This is a genomic window from Flavobacterium sp. UBA5153 (assembly GCA_002413745.1).
Classification (GTDB): domain Bacteria; phylum Bacteroidota; class Bacteroidia; order Flavobacteriales; family Flavobacteriaceae; genus Flavobacterium.
The window spans coordinates 71,187-88,772 of the sequence record DHXP01000067.1 but is presented as its reverse complement, the minus strand read 5'-3'; the positions used below and the strand labels follow the sequence as shown (position 1 = coordinate 88,772).

Annotated in this window: 11 protein-coding genes; 3 read left to right on the top strand and 8 right to left on the bottom strand. The window is 36.5% G+C overall.

The window, feature by feature from the left end; genetic code table 11:
- Positions 1–395 precede the first annotated feature (395 nt).
- From B2145_RS13545 to truA, 4 genes are all read right to left on the bottom strand, one after another.
- A complete protein-coding gene (locus B2145_RS13545) occupies positions 396–4,031 on the bottom strand; it encodes a PAS domain S-box protein (RefSeq protein WP_291103237.1) in 3,636 nt (1,211 codons plus the stop codon).
- Between the two features lie 258 nt (positions 4,032–4,289).
- Positions 4,290–5,678: a dihydrolipoyl dehydrogenase gene (gene lpdA / locus B2145_RS13540; RefSeq protein ID WP_291103234.1), complete on the bottom strand. Its 1,389-nt coding sequence runs from the start codon at positions 5,676–5,678 to the stop codon at positions 4,290–4,292.
- A gap of 196 nt (positions 5,679–5,874) precedes the next feature.
- A complete protein-coding gene (locus B2145_RS13535; RefSeq protein ID WP_291103231.1) occupies positions 5,875–7,629 on the bottom strand; it encodes an ABC transporter ATP-binding protein in 1,755 nt (584 codons plus the stop codon).
- 36 nt (positions 7,630–7,665) lie between these two features.
- Positions 7,666–8,427 carry a tRNA pseudouridine(38-40) synthase TruA gene (gene truA / locus B2145_RS13530; RefSeq protein WP_291103229.1) on the bottom strand — a complete coding sequence of 254 codons (762 nt, stop codon included), beginning with the start codon at positions 8,425–8,427 and terminating at the stop codon, positions 7,666–7,668.
- Positions 8,428–8,644: 217 nt separating this feature from the next.
- Between truA and B2145_RS13525 the strand changes: the two genes are divergently transcribed.
- Positions 8,645–9,139, top strand: a complete 495-nt coding sequence (locus tag B2145_RS13525) for a metallophosphoesterase family protein (protein WP_291103226.1) — start codon at positions 8,645–8,647, stop codon at positions 9,137–9,139.
- 61 nt (positions 9,140–9,200) lie between these two features.
- Here B2145_RS13525 and B2145_RS13520 read toward each other — a convergent pair whose 3' ends face one another.
- Positions 9,201–9,614, bottom strand: coding sequence for a DUF4293 family protein (locus B2145_RS13520; RefSeq protein ID WP_291103224.1), 414 nt, complete (start codon positions 9,612–9,614; stop codon positions 9,201–9,203).
- A gap of 181 nt (positions 9,615–9,795) precedes the next feature.
- On the opposite strand from B2145_RS13520, the gene rho reads away from it, so the two are divergent.
- Positions 9,796–11,517: a transcription termination factor Rho gene (rho, locus tag B2145_RS13515; RefSeq protein WP_291103221.1), complete on the top strand. Its 1,722-nt coding sequence runs from the start codon at positions 9,796–9,798 to the stop codon at positions 11,515–11,517.
- A 108-nt stretch (positions 11,518–11,625) separates the two neighbouring features.
- Here rho and B2145_RS13510 read toward each other — a convergent pair whose 3' ends face one another.
- The 3 genes from B2145_RS13510 to B2145_RS13500 form a co-directional block, all read right to left on the bottom strand.
- Positions 11,626–12,867 (bottom strand): RsmB/NOP family class I SAM-dependent RNA methyltransferase, encoded by a 1,242-nt coding sequence (locus tag B2145_RS13510; protein WP_291103219.1) that lies wholly within the window; start codon positions 12,865–12,867, stop codon positions 11,626–11,628.
- 140 nt (positions 12,868–13,007) lie between these two features.
- Positions 13,008–14,969, bottom strand: a complete 1,962-nt coding sequence (locus tag B2145_RS13505) for a KUP/HAK/KT family potassium transporter (RefSeq protein WP_291103216.1) — start codon at positions 14,967–14,969, stop codon at positions 13,008–13,010.
- Between the two features lie 126 nt (positions 14,970–15,095).
- Positions 15,096–16,406 carry a hypothetical protein gene (locus B2145_RS13500; RefSeq protein WP_291103213.1) on the bottom strand — a complete coding sequence of 437 codons (1,311 nt, stop codon included), beginning with the start codon at positions 16,404–16,406 and terminating at the stop codon, positions 15,096–15,098.
- Positions 16,407–16,625: 219 nt separating this feature from the next.
- Here B2145_RS13500 and B2145_RS13495 point away from each other — a divergent pair, with 219 nt between their 5' ends.
- Positions 16,626–17,585, top strand: coding sequence for an oxidoreductase (locus tag B2145_RS13495; RefSeq protein WP_349677760.1), 960 nt, complete (start codon positions 16,626–16,628; stop codon positions 17,583–17,585).
- Position 17,586: the final 1 nt, after the last annotated feature.

The window sequence follows — 17,586 nt, the reverse complement described above, 5'->3', positions numbered from 1 at the left end:
TAGTTCAATTTTTATTGGACTAATTTGAAATAACTAGCGGTATAACAGAGGCAAAGGCATAAAAAAATTGACTTGCTTTCACAAAACGGATTTTTATATCATGTTGTAAAGACGCACTGCAGAGACGCACTGCTGTGCATCTCTACTTTGTTTTTGCGTGAAGGATGGCAGTGAAAATCCTTTTTCGTCAGTTCGAGTTTCCGCTTTTGCGGAAGTATCGAGAACACGAAAAAGATTGCAACATACAGCCTGACCGTGCTGAAACGCTAGTGGAAGCGGGGACACGCCAAAAAAAAAATCCGACTTGCTTTCACAAATCGGATTTTTATATAATATTGTAGTAGAGACGCACTGCAGAGACGCACTGCAGTGCGTCTCTACCACAATAAAAAATTTTATTCAAAATATTTCTGTACCATCTTGTTTAATAAGTCTCTGTTTATAGGTTTGGAAATATAATCATTGCATCCTGCTGCTATTGCGTTGTTTTTGTCGCCGGCAAAAGCATTTGCCGTTTGCGCGATGATGATTACTTTTTTATTGAATTGACGTATTTCCTTGGTGGCTTCATAGCCATTCATCACAGGCATGTTAATATCCATCATTATTAAATCAATGTCGGGATTATTGCGGCAAGCCTCAACGGCTTTGATTCCGGTACTTACCGTTAGAATCTCACTGCTAAACTTGGTGACGGCTTTCATAATCAGTAATTTTGATATGGCATCGTCTTCGACAATGAGTATTTTTAGGTTTTTTACCTGATTCTCCGATTCTTTTTCCTGTAGCGTCTTTATGGGAGCAGTTTCTGTTTTTTGGATTGCATTGTAGGGAATAGTAAAATAAAATGACGAACCAACTCCCACTTCGCTTTCAACCCAAATTTTTCCGCCCAGCATTTCCACGTAAGCTTTAGAAATGGACAATCCCAAACCGGCACCCTGGAATGCCCTTTTGTCTGAAATGTCAGCTTGAATGAAGCGGTCAAATACGGCATGTTGCCTGCCGTTTGGAATTCCCACTCCGGAATCTTTTACATAAAATTCAAGTTCGGGACTTTTTCGATCTGTTTTTAATTCATAACCAAAATCTATTATGCCATTATCACAAAATTTAATGGCGTTTTTAACCAGATTGGTTAAAACGGCATATATTTTTTCGCCGTCAGTGGTAATGAAAGCTTCCTTTTTGGCCAAGCCGTTTTTAAAATCAAGATAAATTCCCTTGCTTGATGCTTCCGGTTTAAAAAAATCATATATGAATTTAATTTTTTCGTTGACATTTGTTTCTGAAAGGGAAACCATCATTTGGTTGGATTCGATTTTTGAAATATCAATAATGTCATTGATAATGTTGAGTAGGCGAGTCCCGCTTTGGTCAATGATTTTGATGTATTCTTGTTGATTTTCAGCAGTGAGATTAGTTTCTTTCAACAAACTGGTGAACCCCATAATTCCGTTCATTGGAGTTCTAATTTCATGGCTCATATTGGCTAGGAAAGCTGACTTGAGACGATCACTTTCCTCTGCTTGTTCCTTAGCTTTTATAATTAAATCTTCAGCCTCCTTGCGACTTGTAATATCATGAATCGAAACCTGAACGGCAGGACTTCCGTTATAATTAACCAATATAGATTGTGTTTCTGCGTCTATTGGAGTTCCATCAATCCTAAGAAGTTTTGTTTCTGTCATGGGTGTGAAATCGCCAATTTTGATTTGTATTTTCGACCTTTCCATTATCATTGCACGACTGTCTGGATGAATTAAATCAAAGGAGGATTTGCCCAGTAAATCATGGATATTATTTGCTTTAAGGAGCTTGATGGCAGCAGGATTCGCATAGAGTATTATCCAGTCCTGATGCACGATAATAGCTTCTGGAGACCATTCAACAATTGCACGATACCGCTCTTCACTTTCTTTTAGGGCATTTTCCGTCTGCTTTCGCTCGGTAATATCCTTTATTGTACCCAACATCCTGAGAGGATTTGACTTATCATCGTATTCGAGTTTGCCAATGCCATGAACCCAGCGTACTTCATTGTCGCTTTTTCGTATAATTTGGTATTCTTTATCGAATGGTATTTTATTACCGATCACTTCTTGAATGAAGAAATTATTCATTGTTTCCTGCCACTCAGGATGAATGATTGAAATCCATCCCTGAACTGATTTATCATAATTTTTTTCTATTCCAAAAATTTCGTCCAGAATTTCGGAACTTGACCAAATACCCGTAGCAATATCGAGAGTATAAGCCCCTAACCGCGCAATAATCTGTGTTTCCCTCAAATGATTTTCGCTCTCTTTTATCTGTTTTTGGGCAACATACGAATCGGTTATGTCTGAAAAAACCAAAACCACCCCGTTAATATCACCTTCTTTGGTTTTGATAGGGGCAGCGCTGTCAGAAATCTGGCATTCGGTTCCATTTCTCGAAATCAAAACCGTATGGTTTGCAAGCCCGACAATTCCTCCACTTTTCAATACTTTTTTAACTGGATCATCAACCGTTTCACGGGTTTCCGCATTAATAATTCTGAAAACGTCAGCCAACGGTTTGCCAGCTGCATCGGCCAATTTCCATCCGCAAAGATTTTCAGCTATCGGATTCATTCGAACGATTAAGCCATTATTATCGGTAGATATTACTCCATCGCCAATGGAATTAAGGGTGATGGACAAATTCTCTTCACTCTTAAGCAATATTTCTTCTGCTTTTTTGCGCTCCGTAATGTCATATAAACTGCCTGTTAACCGAATGCATTTGCCATTTTCGTTAAAAATAGGCGAAACAGTAACAATGGCTGTTTTTACTCCGGTGGGATATTCCGTTTCTTCTTCCCATCTGACGGTTCTTCTGGTTCGAATTGCTTCGTGGTATTTACCAAGTACTAAATCTAACGATGGCTGTGGAATAATTTGCTTTACATTTTTATTTCTGATTTGCTCCAATGTGATCCCAATGGCATTCAACCCGGATTCATTCATCGAAATAAATATAAAATCAGTTTCATTTTGGACCTCGATTTGAAAGATGGTGTCATTTACCGAATCATAAATGAGTTGTAGTTGCTGTTTGCTTTCAAGCAACATATTTTCTACCTGTACCCTTTCGGTGATATCCCGAAGTATTCCTTCGTGAAAAAGAACGTTGGTGGTTTCATCATAATTTAACCACCCATGGTCTTCAACCCAAATTTCGGAACCATCCTTTTTTTTCATCCTGAAAATCCCAAGTTCTTTATTGTTTTCCCGAAGCACTATACTATCGCGGTCAGAAGGCTCAAAGTACAATTGGGTTAGAATATTTATGGACATCAGTTCCTCTTGGTTTGCATATCCAAGCATTTTAACTAAGGCCAGATTAACATCAATAAATTTACCTTCCTCAGTACTTTTATAAATACCATCAGGCATATTTTTAACTAAATTACGGTATTTATCCTCATTTTTTAGTAGCGTTTCTTCTGCTTGCTTGCGCTTACTAATATCTCTGGCAACGGCTATAATTGCTGATTTTCCAAAAAAGGTTCCTAGAGACAAATTGACTTCTTTCGGAAAAATCCTGCCGTCTCTTGTAATTCCCCAAAATTCGAAACTCTGGGCGATACCTTTCCAGGCCAATTGAATCACTTTTGTGATTTTATCTAAATCATTTTTTCCGGGAGCAGAAAGAAATTCAGGTGTTTTTCCAATAAAACTTTCCCTGTTATAACCATATGTTTTTTCGGCGGCTTCATTTACATCAAGAAAACATCCGTTTTCGTCTTGAATATAAATCAATTCGGTAATGCTGTTCAGAATGCCACGATATGTTGTTTTTGATAGTCTACTATTTTCCTCTGCCAGCTTGCAGTCAGTGATGTCTTGATGGGTTCCTTCTAAAATATTAGAAAGGCTTTGTTTTTCAATCTGAAGTACTTTATTCTGAGATTCAAGTTCATTCCTTTGTTCCTTCAATTCTTGGATGAGTTTCAGCATTTCGGCTCCTTGAAGGTCGAAACCTAGTTTTTGCAATTTATCTTTCAAAGTATTGTCTTTTATTGGGGTAGACCGAAATTTAATATTTAAATATTGAGTGATTTCATTCCTTTATCTTGTTGGGATTAAAATTATCTTTTTTTATTGGAAAACATTAAAAAAATTCAATTATTTTTTTCAAAATTCAAAATGCACCCTAATAATTTAAATAAAAGGCATAAAAAATCCGACTTGCTTTCACAAATCGGATTTCAATATAATATTGTAGAGACGCACTGCAGTGCGTCTCTACATCGCGTTGTTCATCTACAAATGGATTACCTCGCCATACGCTTCGGCAACGGCTTCCATCACGGCTTCACTCATCGTTGGGTGAGGGTGAATCGATTTTAGGATTTCGTGTCCCGTGGTTTCCAGTTTGCGCGCTACAACTGCCTCGGCAATCATATCCGTAACGCCGGCACCTATCATGTGACAGCCCAACAATTCGCCATATTTGGCATCAAAAATCACTTTTACAAAACCATCCGGTGTTCCGGCGGCTTTGGCCTTTCCTGAAGCAGAAAATGGAAATTTTCCAATTTTCAGTTCATATCCTTTTTCTTTGGCTTGTTTTTCGGTCATTCCTACTGAAGCAATTTCTGGCGTGGCATAGGTACAACCTGGAATATTTCCGTAATCGATAGGATCCACGTGCAATCCTGCGATTTTTTCTACACAGGTAATTCCTTCGGCAGAAGCAACGTGTGCCAAAGCCGGTCCCGGAACGACATCGCCAATGGCGTAGTAACCCGGAATGTTCGTTTGATAGAAATCGTTTACCAGAATTTTATCCCTGTCGGTAGCAATTCCCACTTCTTCCAAACCTATGTTTTCGATGTTGGTTTTAATTCCAACAGCCGAAAGCAATATGTCAGCTTCCAGAATTACTTCTCCTTTTGCTGTTTTTACAAAGGCTTTAACTCCGGAACCCGAAATGTCAATTTTTTCGACAGAGGAGTTGGTCATAATTTTAACGCCCGCTTTCTTCATCGAACGTTCCATTTGTTTCGAAATATCTTCGTCTTCCAATGGTACAATGTTAGGCAAGAATTCAACTATGGTTACATCAGTTCCCATCGAATTGTAGAAATGTGCAAATTCAACTCCTATAGCGCCTGAACCTACAACAATCATCGATTTTGGTTGTGTTGGCATGGTCATCGCTTGACGATATCCAATTACTTTTACGCCATCCTGAGGCAAGTTTGGCAATTCACGGGAACGTGCACCAGTGGCAATAATAATATGGTCGGCGCTGTATTCAGTAACTTTATTGTCTTTATCAGTAACATCGATTTTTTTGCCTAGTTTCAGTTTTCCAAAACCATCAATAACATCGATTTTATTTTTTTTCATCAGGAATTGAACTCCTTTGCTCATGCCTTCAGCGACACTTCTGCTACGATTTACGACAGCCGAAAAATCCTTGTCGAATTGGGAAACAGTCAATCCATAATCGGAAGCGTGTTTTAAGTAATCAAAAACCTGTGCTGATTTCAACAATGCTTTTGTTGGGATACAACCCCAATTTAAGCAAACACCGCCTAAGTTTTCCTTTTCGATTACGGCAACTTTAAAGCCTAATTGTGATGCTCTAATGGCAGTAACATAACCGCCTGGACCACTTCCTAAAACTATGATATCGTATTTCATTTTTGTATGTTTTCTTAATTAATTTCAGTTGGCAAAATTAAGGATTTATTTGATTAAAGAAAAAGTTTAGGGTTTAAAGTTTTGCATTGGAAAAATCTTTGAGAACTATTGTAGATGCTAGGCTTCTCGATGCATCACGCAAAAAAGCGTGATACTCGAAGTGATGTACTATTTTGGGTTATCGGGAAATCAATCACTACTCCAGGGTAACAAACTGTGAATCGTATAAATTTTTGTAATAACCTCCTTCTCGGGATACCAGTTCTTGATGCGTTCCTTGTTCTACAATCAGACCCTTGTCCATAACAACAATTTTGTCGGCGTTGACAATGGTGGCGAGTCGATGTGCAATAACAATTGAGGTTCTTCCCTTGGTGATGGTTTCGGTGGCACGTTGAATCAACTCTTCGGAGTAGGTATCGATGGAAGAAGTCGCTTCATCAAGAATCAGAATGCTGGGATTGCTTACATAAGCCCGAAGAAAAGCAATCAATTGGCGTTGCCCGGAAGACAACATTACGCCACGTTCCTTCACGTCAAAATCGTAATTATCGGGCAGGCTCATAATAAATTTGTGGACGCCAATTTTTTTGGCCGCAGCCAAAACCTGCTCGCGAGATATTTCGGGATTATTCAGGGTGATATTGTTAAAAATGGTATCGGCAAAAAGAAAAACATCCTGTAAAACTACCGCAATTTGCTTGCGCAGCGAACTCAAAGTGTAGTTTTCTATGTTTTGGCCGTCAATGCAAATTGTTCCGCTGTTGATTTCGTAAAAGCGATTCAGCAAATTGATAATCGTTGATTTTCCGGCACCTGTCGAGCCAACAATGGCGATGGTTTTTCCGGCAGGGACAGATAGATTTATACCTTTAATGACATTTTCTTCTGAAATATAGCCAAAATGAACATCCTTAAACTCTATGTTTCCCCTAAAAATAGGTGCTTCGATAGTTCCTGTATCCTGAATTTGGTCTTGTGTATCCAGAATGTTAAAAACACGATTGGCGGCAATCATTCCAAGCTGCATTTCATTGAATTTATCAGCGATTTGACGCAGCGGATTGAATAACATTGATATGAACATCGTGTAGGAAAACAGATCGCCAAAAGTGGTAAAATGATCGCCATCCAAAATCTTGATTCCACCATATAACACGATAAATCCCAAGGTTAATGACGAAATGATATCGGCAATGGGGAAGAAGATGGAGTTGTATAATATTGTTTTTATCCAGGCTCTATTGTGCTTGTCGTTGATGATTTTAAATTTTTCGAATTCAATGTCTTCCCGATTAAACAATTGAACAATTTTCATTCCCGTAACCCGTTCTTGCACGAAGGAATTCATATTGGCAATTTGTGTTCGCACTTCTTCGAAAGCCAGCTGCATTTTTCTTTGGAATATTCGGGTGATGTAAATTAATATTGGCATCGCAACAATCACGATCCAAGTAAGTTTCCAATTCATATAAAACATAAAAATCAGTACGACGGCCATTTTCATCATGTCACTTATAATCATGAACAATCCCTGACTAAAAATGCGAGCTATCGCCTCAATATCAGAAACGGAGCGTGTAACGAGCTGTCCCACGGGTGCATTGTCGAAATATTTCATTCGGAAACTTAAAATATGCCGAAACATTTTAGTTCGAATGTCTTTCACAATATCTTGCCCGAGCCAGTTAGCCCAATAAACGAAGAAAAATTGGGAAAACACTTCTAATAAAAGTACCAATCCCATTATGGAGACATAGACCAATAGTCCGTGTTGATCCTGGGTTTTTATGTAGCCATCAACAGTTTGCTTCAATAAATAGGGACGCAATGCCGCAAAAATCGATAACGAAACGGCGAAAATAATTACTCCGTTAAAACGCGATTGATAGGGTTTGGTGTATTTTAATATTTTTTTGAATAATCGGGTATCAAATGCTTTTGCTTTCATAATTCTGTCATTGCGAGCTTGCGAAGCAATCTGCCGTTATAAATAATTATAATCAATTTTTGTTAAATACAATCCATGTGCCGGTACTGAAAATCCAGCATTTTCGCGATTTTTACTTTTAATAATTTCGCTGAAATCGTCCAAGGTAATTTTGTGCAATCCCACGTTTACCAATGTTCCCACAATGGCGCGAACCATGTTCCGCAGAAAACGATTGGCCGAAATCGTGAAAATAAGCTTGCTGTTCTCCTGTTTCCAATGGGCTTCAAAAATAGTGCAATCGAAGGTGTTTACATCCGTATTTACTTTTGAGAAACATTGAAAATCGGTGTGATGGAACAATAATTGTGCCGCTTCATTCATCAAAGTAACATCCAACTCTTGGTGAAAATACCAACTTTCGTCTTGCGAAAAAACATCCTTAAAGACGTTGATATGGTATTCATACGTTCGTTTCGTGGCATCAAAACGAGCGTGCGCTTCATCGTGAACAGGAATAATGTCATAAACCGCAATGTCTTTGGGTAAATAGGAGTTGAGTTTGTGCACTAAACTGGAAACATCGAATGGAGTTTCAAAATCAAAGTGGGTAAACATTTCCTTGGCATGTACGCCAGTATCGGTGCGCCCTGCGCCCATAAGATTGATTTGCTTCGCCTGTTCGCTATCGCTCGAGCCCGTGTTCAACAAAACCGAAACCGCTTTGTTCAGTGTTTCCTGCACAGAGGAAGCATTGGGTTGGTATTGCCATCCATGATAATTAGTTCCGTTATAGGCCAGTTTTATAAAATACCTCAATTCAGATTTTAGATTTTAGATTTCAGATTTATTCAGAAATTGAAACCGATATTAAAAATGCAAATCTACAAAGATTGTCAATCGTATTGACTATGTTTTATTTCAAAGTTTTGCCAAATCTCAAATCAAAAATCGTTAATCTTCAATCTTAAATGATAACTTTGAGGCTTCGTAAAAAAAAAGAGGATGAGATTGCTTTGTTCCTCGCAATGACAAAATGAAAAAAATTCTATTACTTTCAGATACGCACAGTCATGTTGACGACACGATTTTGAAATATGTTGCACAGGCTGACGAGGTTTGGCACGCAGGCGATATTGGCGATTTAGTCGTGACGGATGCGATAAAAAAAATCAAGCCGTTGCGCGGTGTTTACGGCAATATTGATGACGACAAAGCCCGAATGGAATTTCCGTTGCACAACAGGTTTATGTGCGAAGGTGTCGATGTTTGGATTACCCATATCGGCGGCTACCCCGGAAAATACAATCCAAATATTAAATCCGAAATGGCTTTAAACCCGCCAAAGTTGTTTATTTGTGGCCATTCCCATATTCTAAAAGTGATATTCGACAAGAAACACAATCTATTGCACATGAATCCCGGAGCTGCCGGAAAGAGTGGTTTTCACCAAGTGCGCACGATGTTGCGTTTTGTGATTGATGGCAACAAGATTAAAGACTTGGAAATCATTGAAATTGAAAAGAAATAAAAAAACCGAACTTTTACATTCGGTTTTCCTTCGCACTAATAATAAAATTAAGATTATAGGATTATCTCAATCTGTCCACAGATTTTACAAGATCTTCATCCTTTTTGATGGCCTTATTAGCTAACACTAATAATACGATAGCAACAATAGGTAGAAACATCCCAATACCTTTCTCCGAAACAGCAAGTGTTTCTCCAGATAAATTTAGCGAACGATATACAAACAAGCCTAATAAAATTAAATTTAATATGATATTCAATCTGCCAATAACAAATTGATTTTGTCTTTTTTTATAGGAAATAATACTCAACAAGGAAAGCGTAGTGCTTAACCCCAACAAAACAACATACACTTGGTTTTGCATAAAAAAGTAATCTTTGCCACCGGTCATTGTCCATAACGGAATAAAGAAAGGCAAAATTCCTGTGACCGCAAAGGCAAGAAGTAAATATATGGTTTGAATTCTTTGTATCATTATCTCGATTTCTTTTACAAAAATATATTTTCTTTTTAATAAATACTATTGTATGATTAAATTTTATTCGTAATATTGCATAACAAATCCGTAAGTACTTCATTCTTCGGCCAATTCAAAATCAAAAATTTACTACTCACTTTTATAGTATTCCCAAATTAATTAAACTCATAGAACATTCATGTTTGATATTTCTGCATTAAAAGAAATGAAGCTTTCTGAGCTTCAAGAAATAGCTAAAGCAGCTAAAACAATAAAATTTAACGGCGTAAAAAAAGAGGCATTAATTAGCCAAATTTTAGACCACCAGTCGGCAAGTATGGATTCAACTTCAGACGATAAAAAAATTGAAACCAAAGTCGAAGAAGATAAGCCAAAAAGAGCCAGAATTGTAGCTCCAAAAAAAGTTGCTATTCAGAAATCTTCGAACAAGTCTCTTTTTACAGAGGAAGAAATTACAGTCGAATCAAGTGTTCCAGAAGTAGAAAAAGAGATTACGGAGGCAGTTGTACCTGAAAAGAAAGTAGGTAAAGTTATAAAGTTTAATAAATCGGCTTACGAAAAAAAGATTGCGCTTCAAAAGGAAAAAGAAGAAGTAAAAGAAACAATTGTAGAAAATGAATCAGTTTCAGAATCTGATTCAGATGCTGCAATTATCGAAAATGCAGAAGTTAGCGTTCCTACAAAAAAACTAAATCCAAACCAGCTGCACAAGCAAAATCCAAACGGAAATGTAAATCCCAATTTCAAAAGTAAGAAAAGTAATTTTAGGGATTCTGATTTTGAATTTGACGGAATAATAGAAAGTGAAGGCGTTCTGGAAATGATGCCTGATGGATATGGTTTCCTTCGTTCTTCGGATTACAATTATTTGGCTTCGCCAGATGATATTTATTTATCTACATCACAAATTAGATTGTTCGGACTTAAAACCGGAGATACAGTTAAAGGAGTGGTTCGTCCTCCAAAAGAAGGTGAGAAATTTTTCCCATTAGTACGCGTTTTAAAAATCAACGGACATGATCCACAAGTGGTTCGTGACCGAGTTTCATTCGAACATTTGACACCCGTTTTTCCATCCGAAAAATTCAAATTAGCCGAAAGACAAAGTACTATTTCCACCCGAATTATCGATTTGTTTTCCCCAATTGGAAAAGGGCAACGTGGCATGATTGTGGCACAGCCCAAAACGGGTAAAACAATGTTGCTGAAAGATATTGCAAACGCTATTGCCGCCAATCATCCAGAAGTTTATTTGATTGTTTTATTAATTGATGAACGCCCAGAAGAAGTTACTGATATGCAACGAAGCGTTCGTGGGGAAGTAATTGCTTCTACTTTTGACAGAGAACCGCAAGAACACGTAAAAATCGCGAATATCGTTCTCGAAAAAGCAAAACGTTTGGTCGAATGTGGTCATGATGTCGTGATTTTATTGGATTCCATTACCCGTTTGGCAAGAGCTTACAACACGGTACAGCCTGCTTCCGGTAAAGTATTGAGTGGTGGTGTTGATGCCAATGCGTTGCAGAAACCAAAACGATTTTTTGGAGCTGCCCGAAATGTTGAAAATGGAGGCTCTTTGACTATAATTGCCACAGCACTGACAGAAACAGGTTCGAAAATGGACGAAGTTATTTTTGAAGAATTTAAAGGAACTGGAAATATGGAATTGCAGTTGGATAGAAAAATTGCCAACAAACGTATTTTCCCTGCCATCGATTTGACTTCTTCAAGCACGCGACGTGATGACTTGTTGTTAGACGCAAAAACATTGCAAAGAATGTGGATTATGAGAAAATATCTATCGGATATGAATCCGGTGGAAGCGATGGATTTCATCAACGACCGTTTCAAGAAAACAAGGAATAACGAGGAGTTTTTAATCTCGATGAATGATTAAGAAGAAAAAAGAATATAGAGAATAGAATATAGATTGGTCTCCAGAATACAAAAAAATCCTCGATTTTGTTCGAGGATTTTTTTATGATTCTTATCTTTTTTCTATATTCTATTCTCTATTTTCTTTCTGTTCTAAACTTTCTTTACGTTCCAACAATGCCATATAAAAGCCATCGAAACCAGATTCTGAAGCCAATATTTTTTGATCTTTTATAAAATTAAATTGTTTTCCAATATCCGTTGTAAGGAATTTTTCAACTTGTTCTTGATTTTCTGAAGGTAATATGGAGCAAGTGGCATAGACTAATTTTCCACCTGGTTTTACAATTTTAGAATAATTTTCCAATACTTCGGCTTGCACTTTGCGAATGTTGTCAATGAATTCAGGTTTTAATTTCCATTTGGCATCAGGATTTCTTTTGAGAACTCCCAAACCACTACAAGGTGCGTCAATCAAAACTCGATCAGCTTTTTCGTGCAGTTTTTTGATGACTTTTGTCGTGTCGATAATGCGATATTCAATATTGAAAGCACCATCTCTCTTGGCTCTTAATTTTAATTGTTTCAATTTGCTTTCATATAAATCCATTGCAATTAATTGTCCTTTGTTTTCCATCAAAGCGGCAATATGTAATGTTTTTCCTCCGGCACCGGCACAGGTATCCACCACTCGCATTCCAGGTTTCACGTCAAGGAAAGCGGCCACTAATTGAGAATTGGCATCTTGAACTTCAAAAAAACCTTGTTTAAAAGCATCAGTCATGAAAACATTGGCTCTTTCTTTTAGCACCAAAGCATCGGGTTGATTCTCCAAAAATTCGGTTTCAATGTTCAAGTCCATCAATATGGCTCTTAATTTTTCTTTGGTCGTTTTTAGCGTGTTTACTCTTAGAATTACTTTTGCAGGCTGGTTTTGGGCTGCTATTTCTTTTGCCCAAATTTTCTCTCCTAATTCTTTAACCCCCAATTCGTCCATCCAATCCGGGATAGATTCTTTTAGAGCTCTGGTTTTTGAAAGTTCGTCAAAACGTCCTTTTATTTTTCTTTCGGGAGTTCCTTCCAGTTGGCGCCAATCGGGGATAGGGTAGCCTCTTAAAACTGCCCAAACCGAAAACATTCTCCAAAGGTTATCTCTGTCAAAAGGTTCTTTTACTTCGGCTATTTCGGCATACAGTCTTTTCCAACGCACAATTTCGTAGATGGTTTCGGCAACAAATTTCCTGTCGGAGCTTCCCCAACGTTTGTCTTTTTTTAAGGCTCTTGCTACCACTTTATCAGCATATTCCCCTTCGTTAAAAATAGCGTTTAGGGAATCTATGGTGGTGTAAACTAAATTTCTGTGTAATCTCATTTTAAATAATTGAGGTGCAAAGGTACTACTAAAAGATTTAAAGTTAAATTTTTAATACTGAATGTTGATTTTATGTGTTTTGGACAAAAAAAAACACTGTTTGTGTTACAGTGTTTTTTAGTTCTTTATATAGTAAGAAGTTATGTAATTCTGGTTAATCCCAAATTTTCCGGTGGGTGAAGAACTAATGGGAATTTTTCTATTTTTACAGAACTACTGTCCAATCCAAATGCACTTTCTTCGGATAAACTTAATTTTTTAAGGAAGAAATAGGAGTTCATGATTAATTTTTCGTGCCATAAGATGTCGCTTTCATTTGACAGGAATTTCTCGGACAATACAAATTTGAAATCACCAATAATATTGTTTTTATTCAATGATTCGTATCGACTGGTGATGTCCACTTCGCCATTTTTCACCATGTCTTTGATGACCTCTCGAAACATCAAGTTGATTTTTGTAGGTTCTCTAAAGCCTAAATTAAAATCGACACGGTACAAGTCATCTTTGACAATTTCTGTTACTTTATATTCGGTTTTATAAGGTACTGATAATATATTTACATGCACAAACCAATATATATCCGCTCTTTTTGGTCTGTTTTGTAGAATGGAGTACATTACTTTTTCCTCAATTTCGTCGGTTTTGCCAGCATTTGTCATGTAAACTAAATGGGTTGCATATTTTGGAATGGATAAATCGGCACTTAATTCTATAAGCACTTTTTTATAATCCTCAATTTTTACAATTTTAGTATAACTCTTATTGATTTTCTTGGCTAAATACCATATTGTCATAATCGAAACAAGGACTAAAGCAATAAATAAAGTTACATAACCGCCATGAGAGAATTTTTTAAGATTGGCCAGCAAAAAGCTAAATTCAATCACTAAATAAATTGTAATTAATGGCATTATAAAGTACAATTTGACCCTTTTCATAATTAAATAGAAATTGAGTAGAATTGTAGTCATTATCATGCATAATATAATAGCCAGTCCGTAGGCATGTTCCATATTACTTGATTCCTCAAAATGCAACACAACGCCTACACATCCCAGCAACAGTAACCAGTTTATGGACGGAATATACAATTGTCCCTTTAATTCAGTTGGGTATTTTATTTTTACTTTTGGCCAAAAATTCAATCGCATGGCTTCATTTATCAAAGTAAACGATCCGCTAATAAGTGCTTGAGAAGCAATAACGGCGGCTAGAGTCGCAACTATAATTCCAATGGGCTGAAACCAGTCGGCCATAATCAAATAAAATGGATTTCCATTTTTTCCGCCCAAACCCAGCAAGGTTTCCCCTTCATGGTGAATTAAATAAGCCCCTTGCCCGAAGTAATTCAAGACCAATGTAGTTTTTACAAAAATCCAGCTAATTCTAATGTTTTTTCGTCCACAATGTCCCATGTCCGAATATAATGCCTCAGCACCAGTGGTACACAGAAATACAAAACCCAGTACATAAAAGCCTTCAGGATGAATATTCAATAAATGATAAGCATAATAAGGATTAAGCGCTTTTAGAACTTCAATGTGTTTCGTAATTTGTATTAGCCCTAAAGTACCAAGCATACCAAACCAAAGAATCATCATTGGTGCAAAAAACTTTCCGACTAATTTGGAACCAAATTGCTGAATGGTAAACAATGCAAATAAAATTCCAATAACAATAGGAACTGTATTCATTTTGGGGTAAAACATTCTAATTCCTTCAACGGCAGATGCCACAGATATGGGGGGGGTAATAATACCATCAGCAAGTAAGGCACTTCCTCCAATAATGGCAGGAACAATTAACCATTTTATTTTTGTTTTCTTAACCAATGCATATAGAGCAAAAATCCCGCCTTCACCATGATTGTCTGCACTCAAAGTAATGATTACGTATTTGATGGTTGTTTGTAAAGTAAGTGTCCAAAAAACACATGAAATTCCTCCTAAAACAATGTCTGTATTTATGACATAGTGGCCTATTATGGCCTTCATTACATATAATGGAGAGGTTCCAATATCACCATAAATTATTCCTAATGAAATTAATAAACCTCCTAGTGTTAATTTACTATGAAGGTCTTTGTGCGATGTGCTCATGTATATTTTTTAAAAAACTCGTCAAAATTACTCTTTTTAAATTAGATTAATGATGTTTATTTTTTAAAAATCCACAAAAAAAACACGGTTGATTGAACCGCGTTTTCTACTCTATTTCCGAAGCCTTTATTCTCTTCTGTTATTTCCTCTTGAAGAAGATGAATTATCCCCAGATGATGAATTTCTGGATTGCGAATTATCTCTTTGAGATTCTGTTCTTTGTGGCGCATTTGCTCTTGGAGCTTCAGTTCTGTTTTGAGAATTATCTCTTTGTGATTCCATTCTTTGCGGCACATTTGCTCTTGGAGCTTCGGTTCTGTTTTGAGAATTATCTCTTTGTGATTCCATTCTTTGCGGCACATTTACTCTTGGAGCTTCCGTTCTGTTTTGAGAATAGTCTCTTTGGGTTTCTGTTCTTTGAGGCATATTTACTCTTGGGGAATCAGTTCTGTTTTGAGAATAATCTCTTTGGGTTTCTGTTCTTTGCGGAGAATTTACTCTTGGAGATTCTGTCCTGTTTTGAGAATAATCTCTTTGTGATTCCGATCTTTGCGGAGTGTTTACTCTTGGAGAATCCGTTCTGTTTTGAGAATAATCTCTTTGTGATTCCGATCTTTGCGGAGTGTTTACTCTTGAAGAATTATTCCTGTTTTGAGAATAACCAATTTCATTTCTTGAACCAACATTTCTTGTGTTTCTTCTTTGATCCAATTCGTATCTATTGGTTACATTAGAATTTCTTCTGGAAAAAGCATAATCAGGATGTTGTCTTTCATAACCATTGGAACGTCTGGAATTATATAAGATAGCTGCTTGACTGCTTCTTCTGGAATTTACATAATTATAATTGTTATTAATATTTAAGCTAAGGCCGATGTTATTTCTATATCTGAAAACAGAGAACGGATTCCATGCATAATAATAAGAAGGATAGAAATCCCAAGACCAAGTAGAATAATACGGACGATAATTATAACTCCAGAATGAAGCATAAATTGACGGTGTGTTATAATAAACCGGTTCGTAAATATAATTTTGACCATACAGATAGGCATCACCTATAACTTGTACATGAATGTTATTATACCTGTCTTTTTCCACATCAATTGTGGCTACATCTTGATACACATCGCGATCAAGAACGGACTGTATGATGATAACATGGGTCCGGTTATCAACTGATTCGATTACTCTTAAATAATCGACCTCGTTGTCGTTATTCAAATCTAAATTTGATATTTGAAGATCTGGGTCATTTAATCGTCTTTCAAAATCCTGAAGATTATTTGAATCACCAAATATAGAAGCGACAGCTTTTAGATCTAAATTATCGCTAATTTCGGTATTCATGGCATTTATTCTTGTTCTATCTTGGGCTTGTATTTGTGTCGCAAAAACGAAAGATAATAGGGTCAATAATAGTAGTTGAGTTTTCATAATTAATAAAATTAAGATTAATGATTTCTGAATATCCAATTACTGTGCCAATAAATAATTTGGGCAATCGTTATTATTTTATTTAGTTGTAAATTAGCTTCAGATAATTATAACTTCATGAGAAATATTTTTTTAGAAATATTGGTTTTTTGTATTTTAACATCTTGTAAAACAGATATTTATATAAGTAATGACCATTCTAAAACTATTTTTTAATCAGTGCAAATTGACACTCTTCTAGAAGATAAAATAAGTATTAGAGCTATTCTTGTTGATGAAAATAAAGTTTGGTATTCGGCAAATGAAGGAAGATTCGGGTTTTACAATTTGGATAATAATCAAAAATTTGAAGGTAAAATTACCAAGGACAGTCTTCAAATTGAGTTTCGAAGTATAGCCAAAACTTCAAAATATATTTTTATTCTATCAGTGGCAAATCCAGCTTTATTGTACAGGATTCCAAAAAATGGTGCAGCAACTCAATTAGTGTATCGGGAAAACGATGCGAAAGCATTTTATGATAGTTTGCAATTTTGGAATGATTCCGAAGGAATTGCCATTGGCGACCCAATAGCCGATTGTCTTTCAATACTAATTACACGCGATGGAGGAAATTCATGGAATAAAATTTCTTCCGGTAAATTACCAAAAGTTTTCGACGGAGAAGCGGCTTTTGCGGCAAGCAATACCAATATTGTGATAAAAGGAAATCATACCTGGATTGTTACGGGAGGGAAAAAAGCAAGAGTTTTTTATTCGCCTGATAGAGGAAATAAATGGAAAGTGTATGACTCACCAATAGTGCAAGGAAAAACCATGACAGGAATTTTTACAGCTGATTTTTATGATGCTGAAAACGGATTTATTGCCGGAGGTAATTATGAAGTGCCCAATCAAAATTTTGCAAATAAGGCCATCACGGCCAATGGCGGAAAAACTTGGAAACTTATAGCTGAAAATCAAGGCTTTGGGTTTGCTTCCTGTGTGCAATATGTTCCTAAAAGTAATGGGAAGCAATTGGTGACGGTTGGCGCTTCGGGCTTATATTATTCCTCCGATAGTGGCAATTCCTGGAAACAATTGGCAACTGATTCAAGTCTTTTCACGATTCGGTTTTTAAATAGCCATACTGCTATTGCCGCTGGTTTAAATAAAATAATTCGGATCAATTTTAAATAAA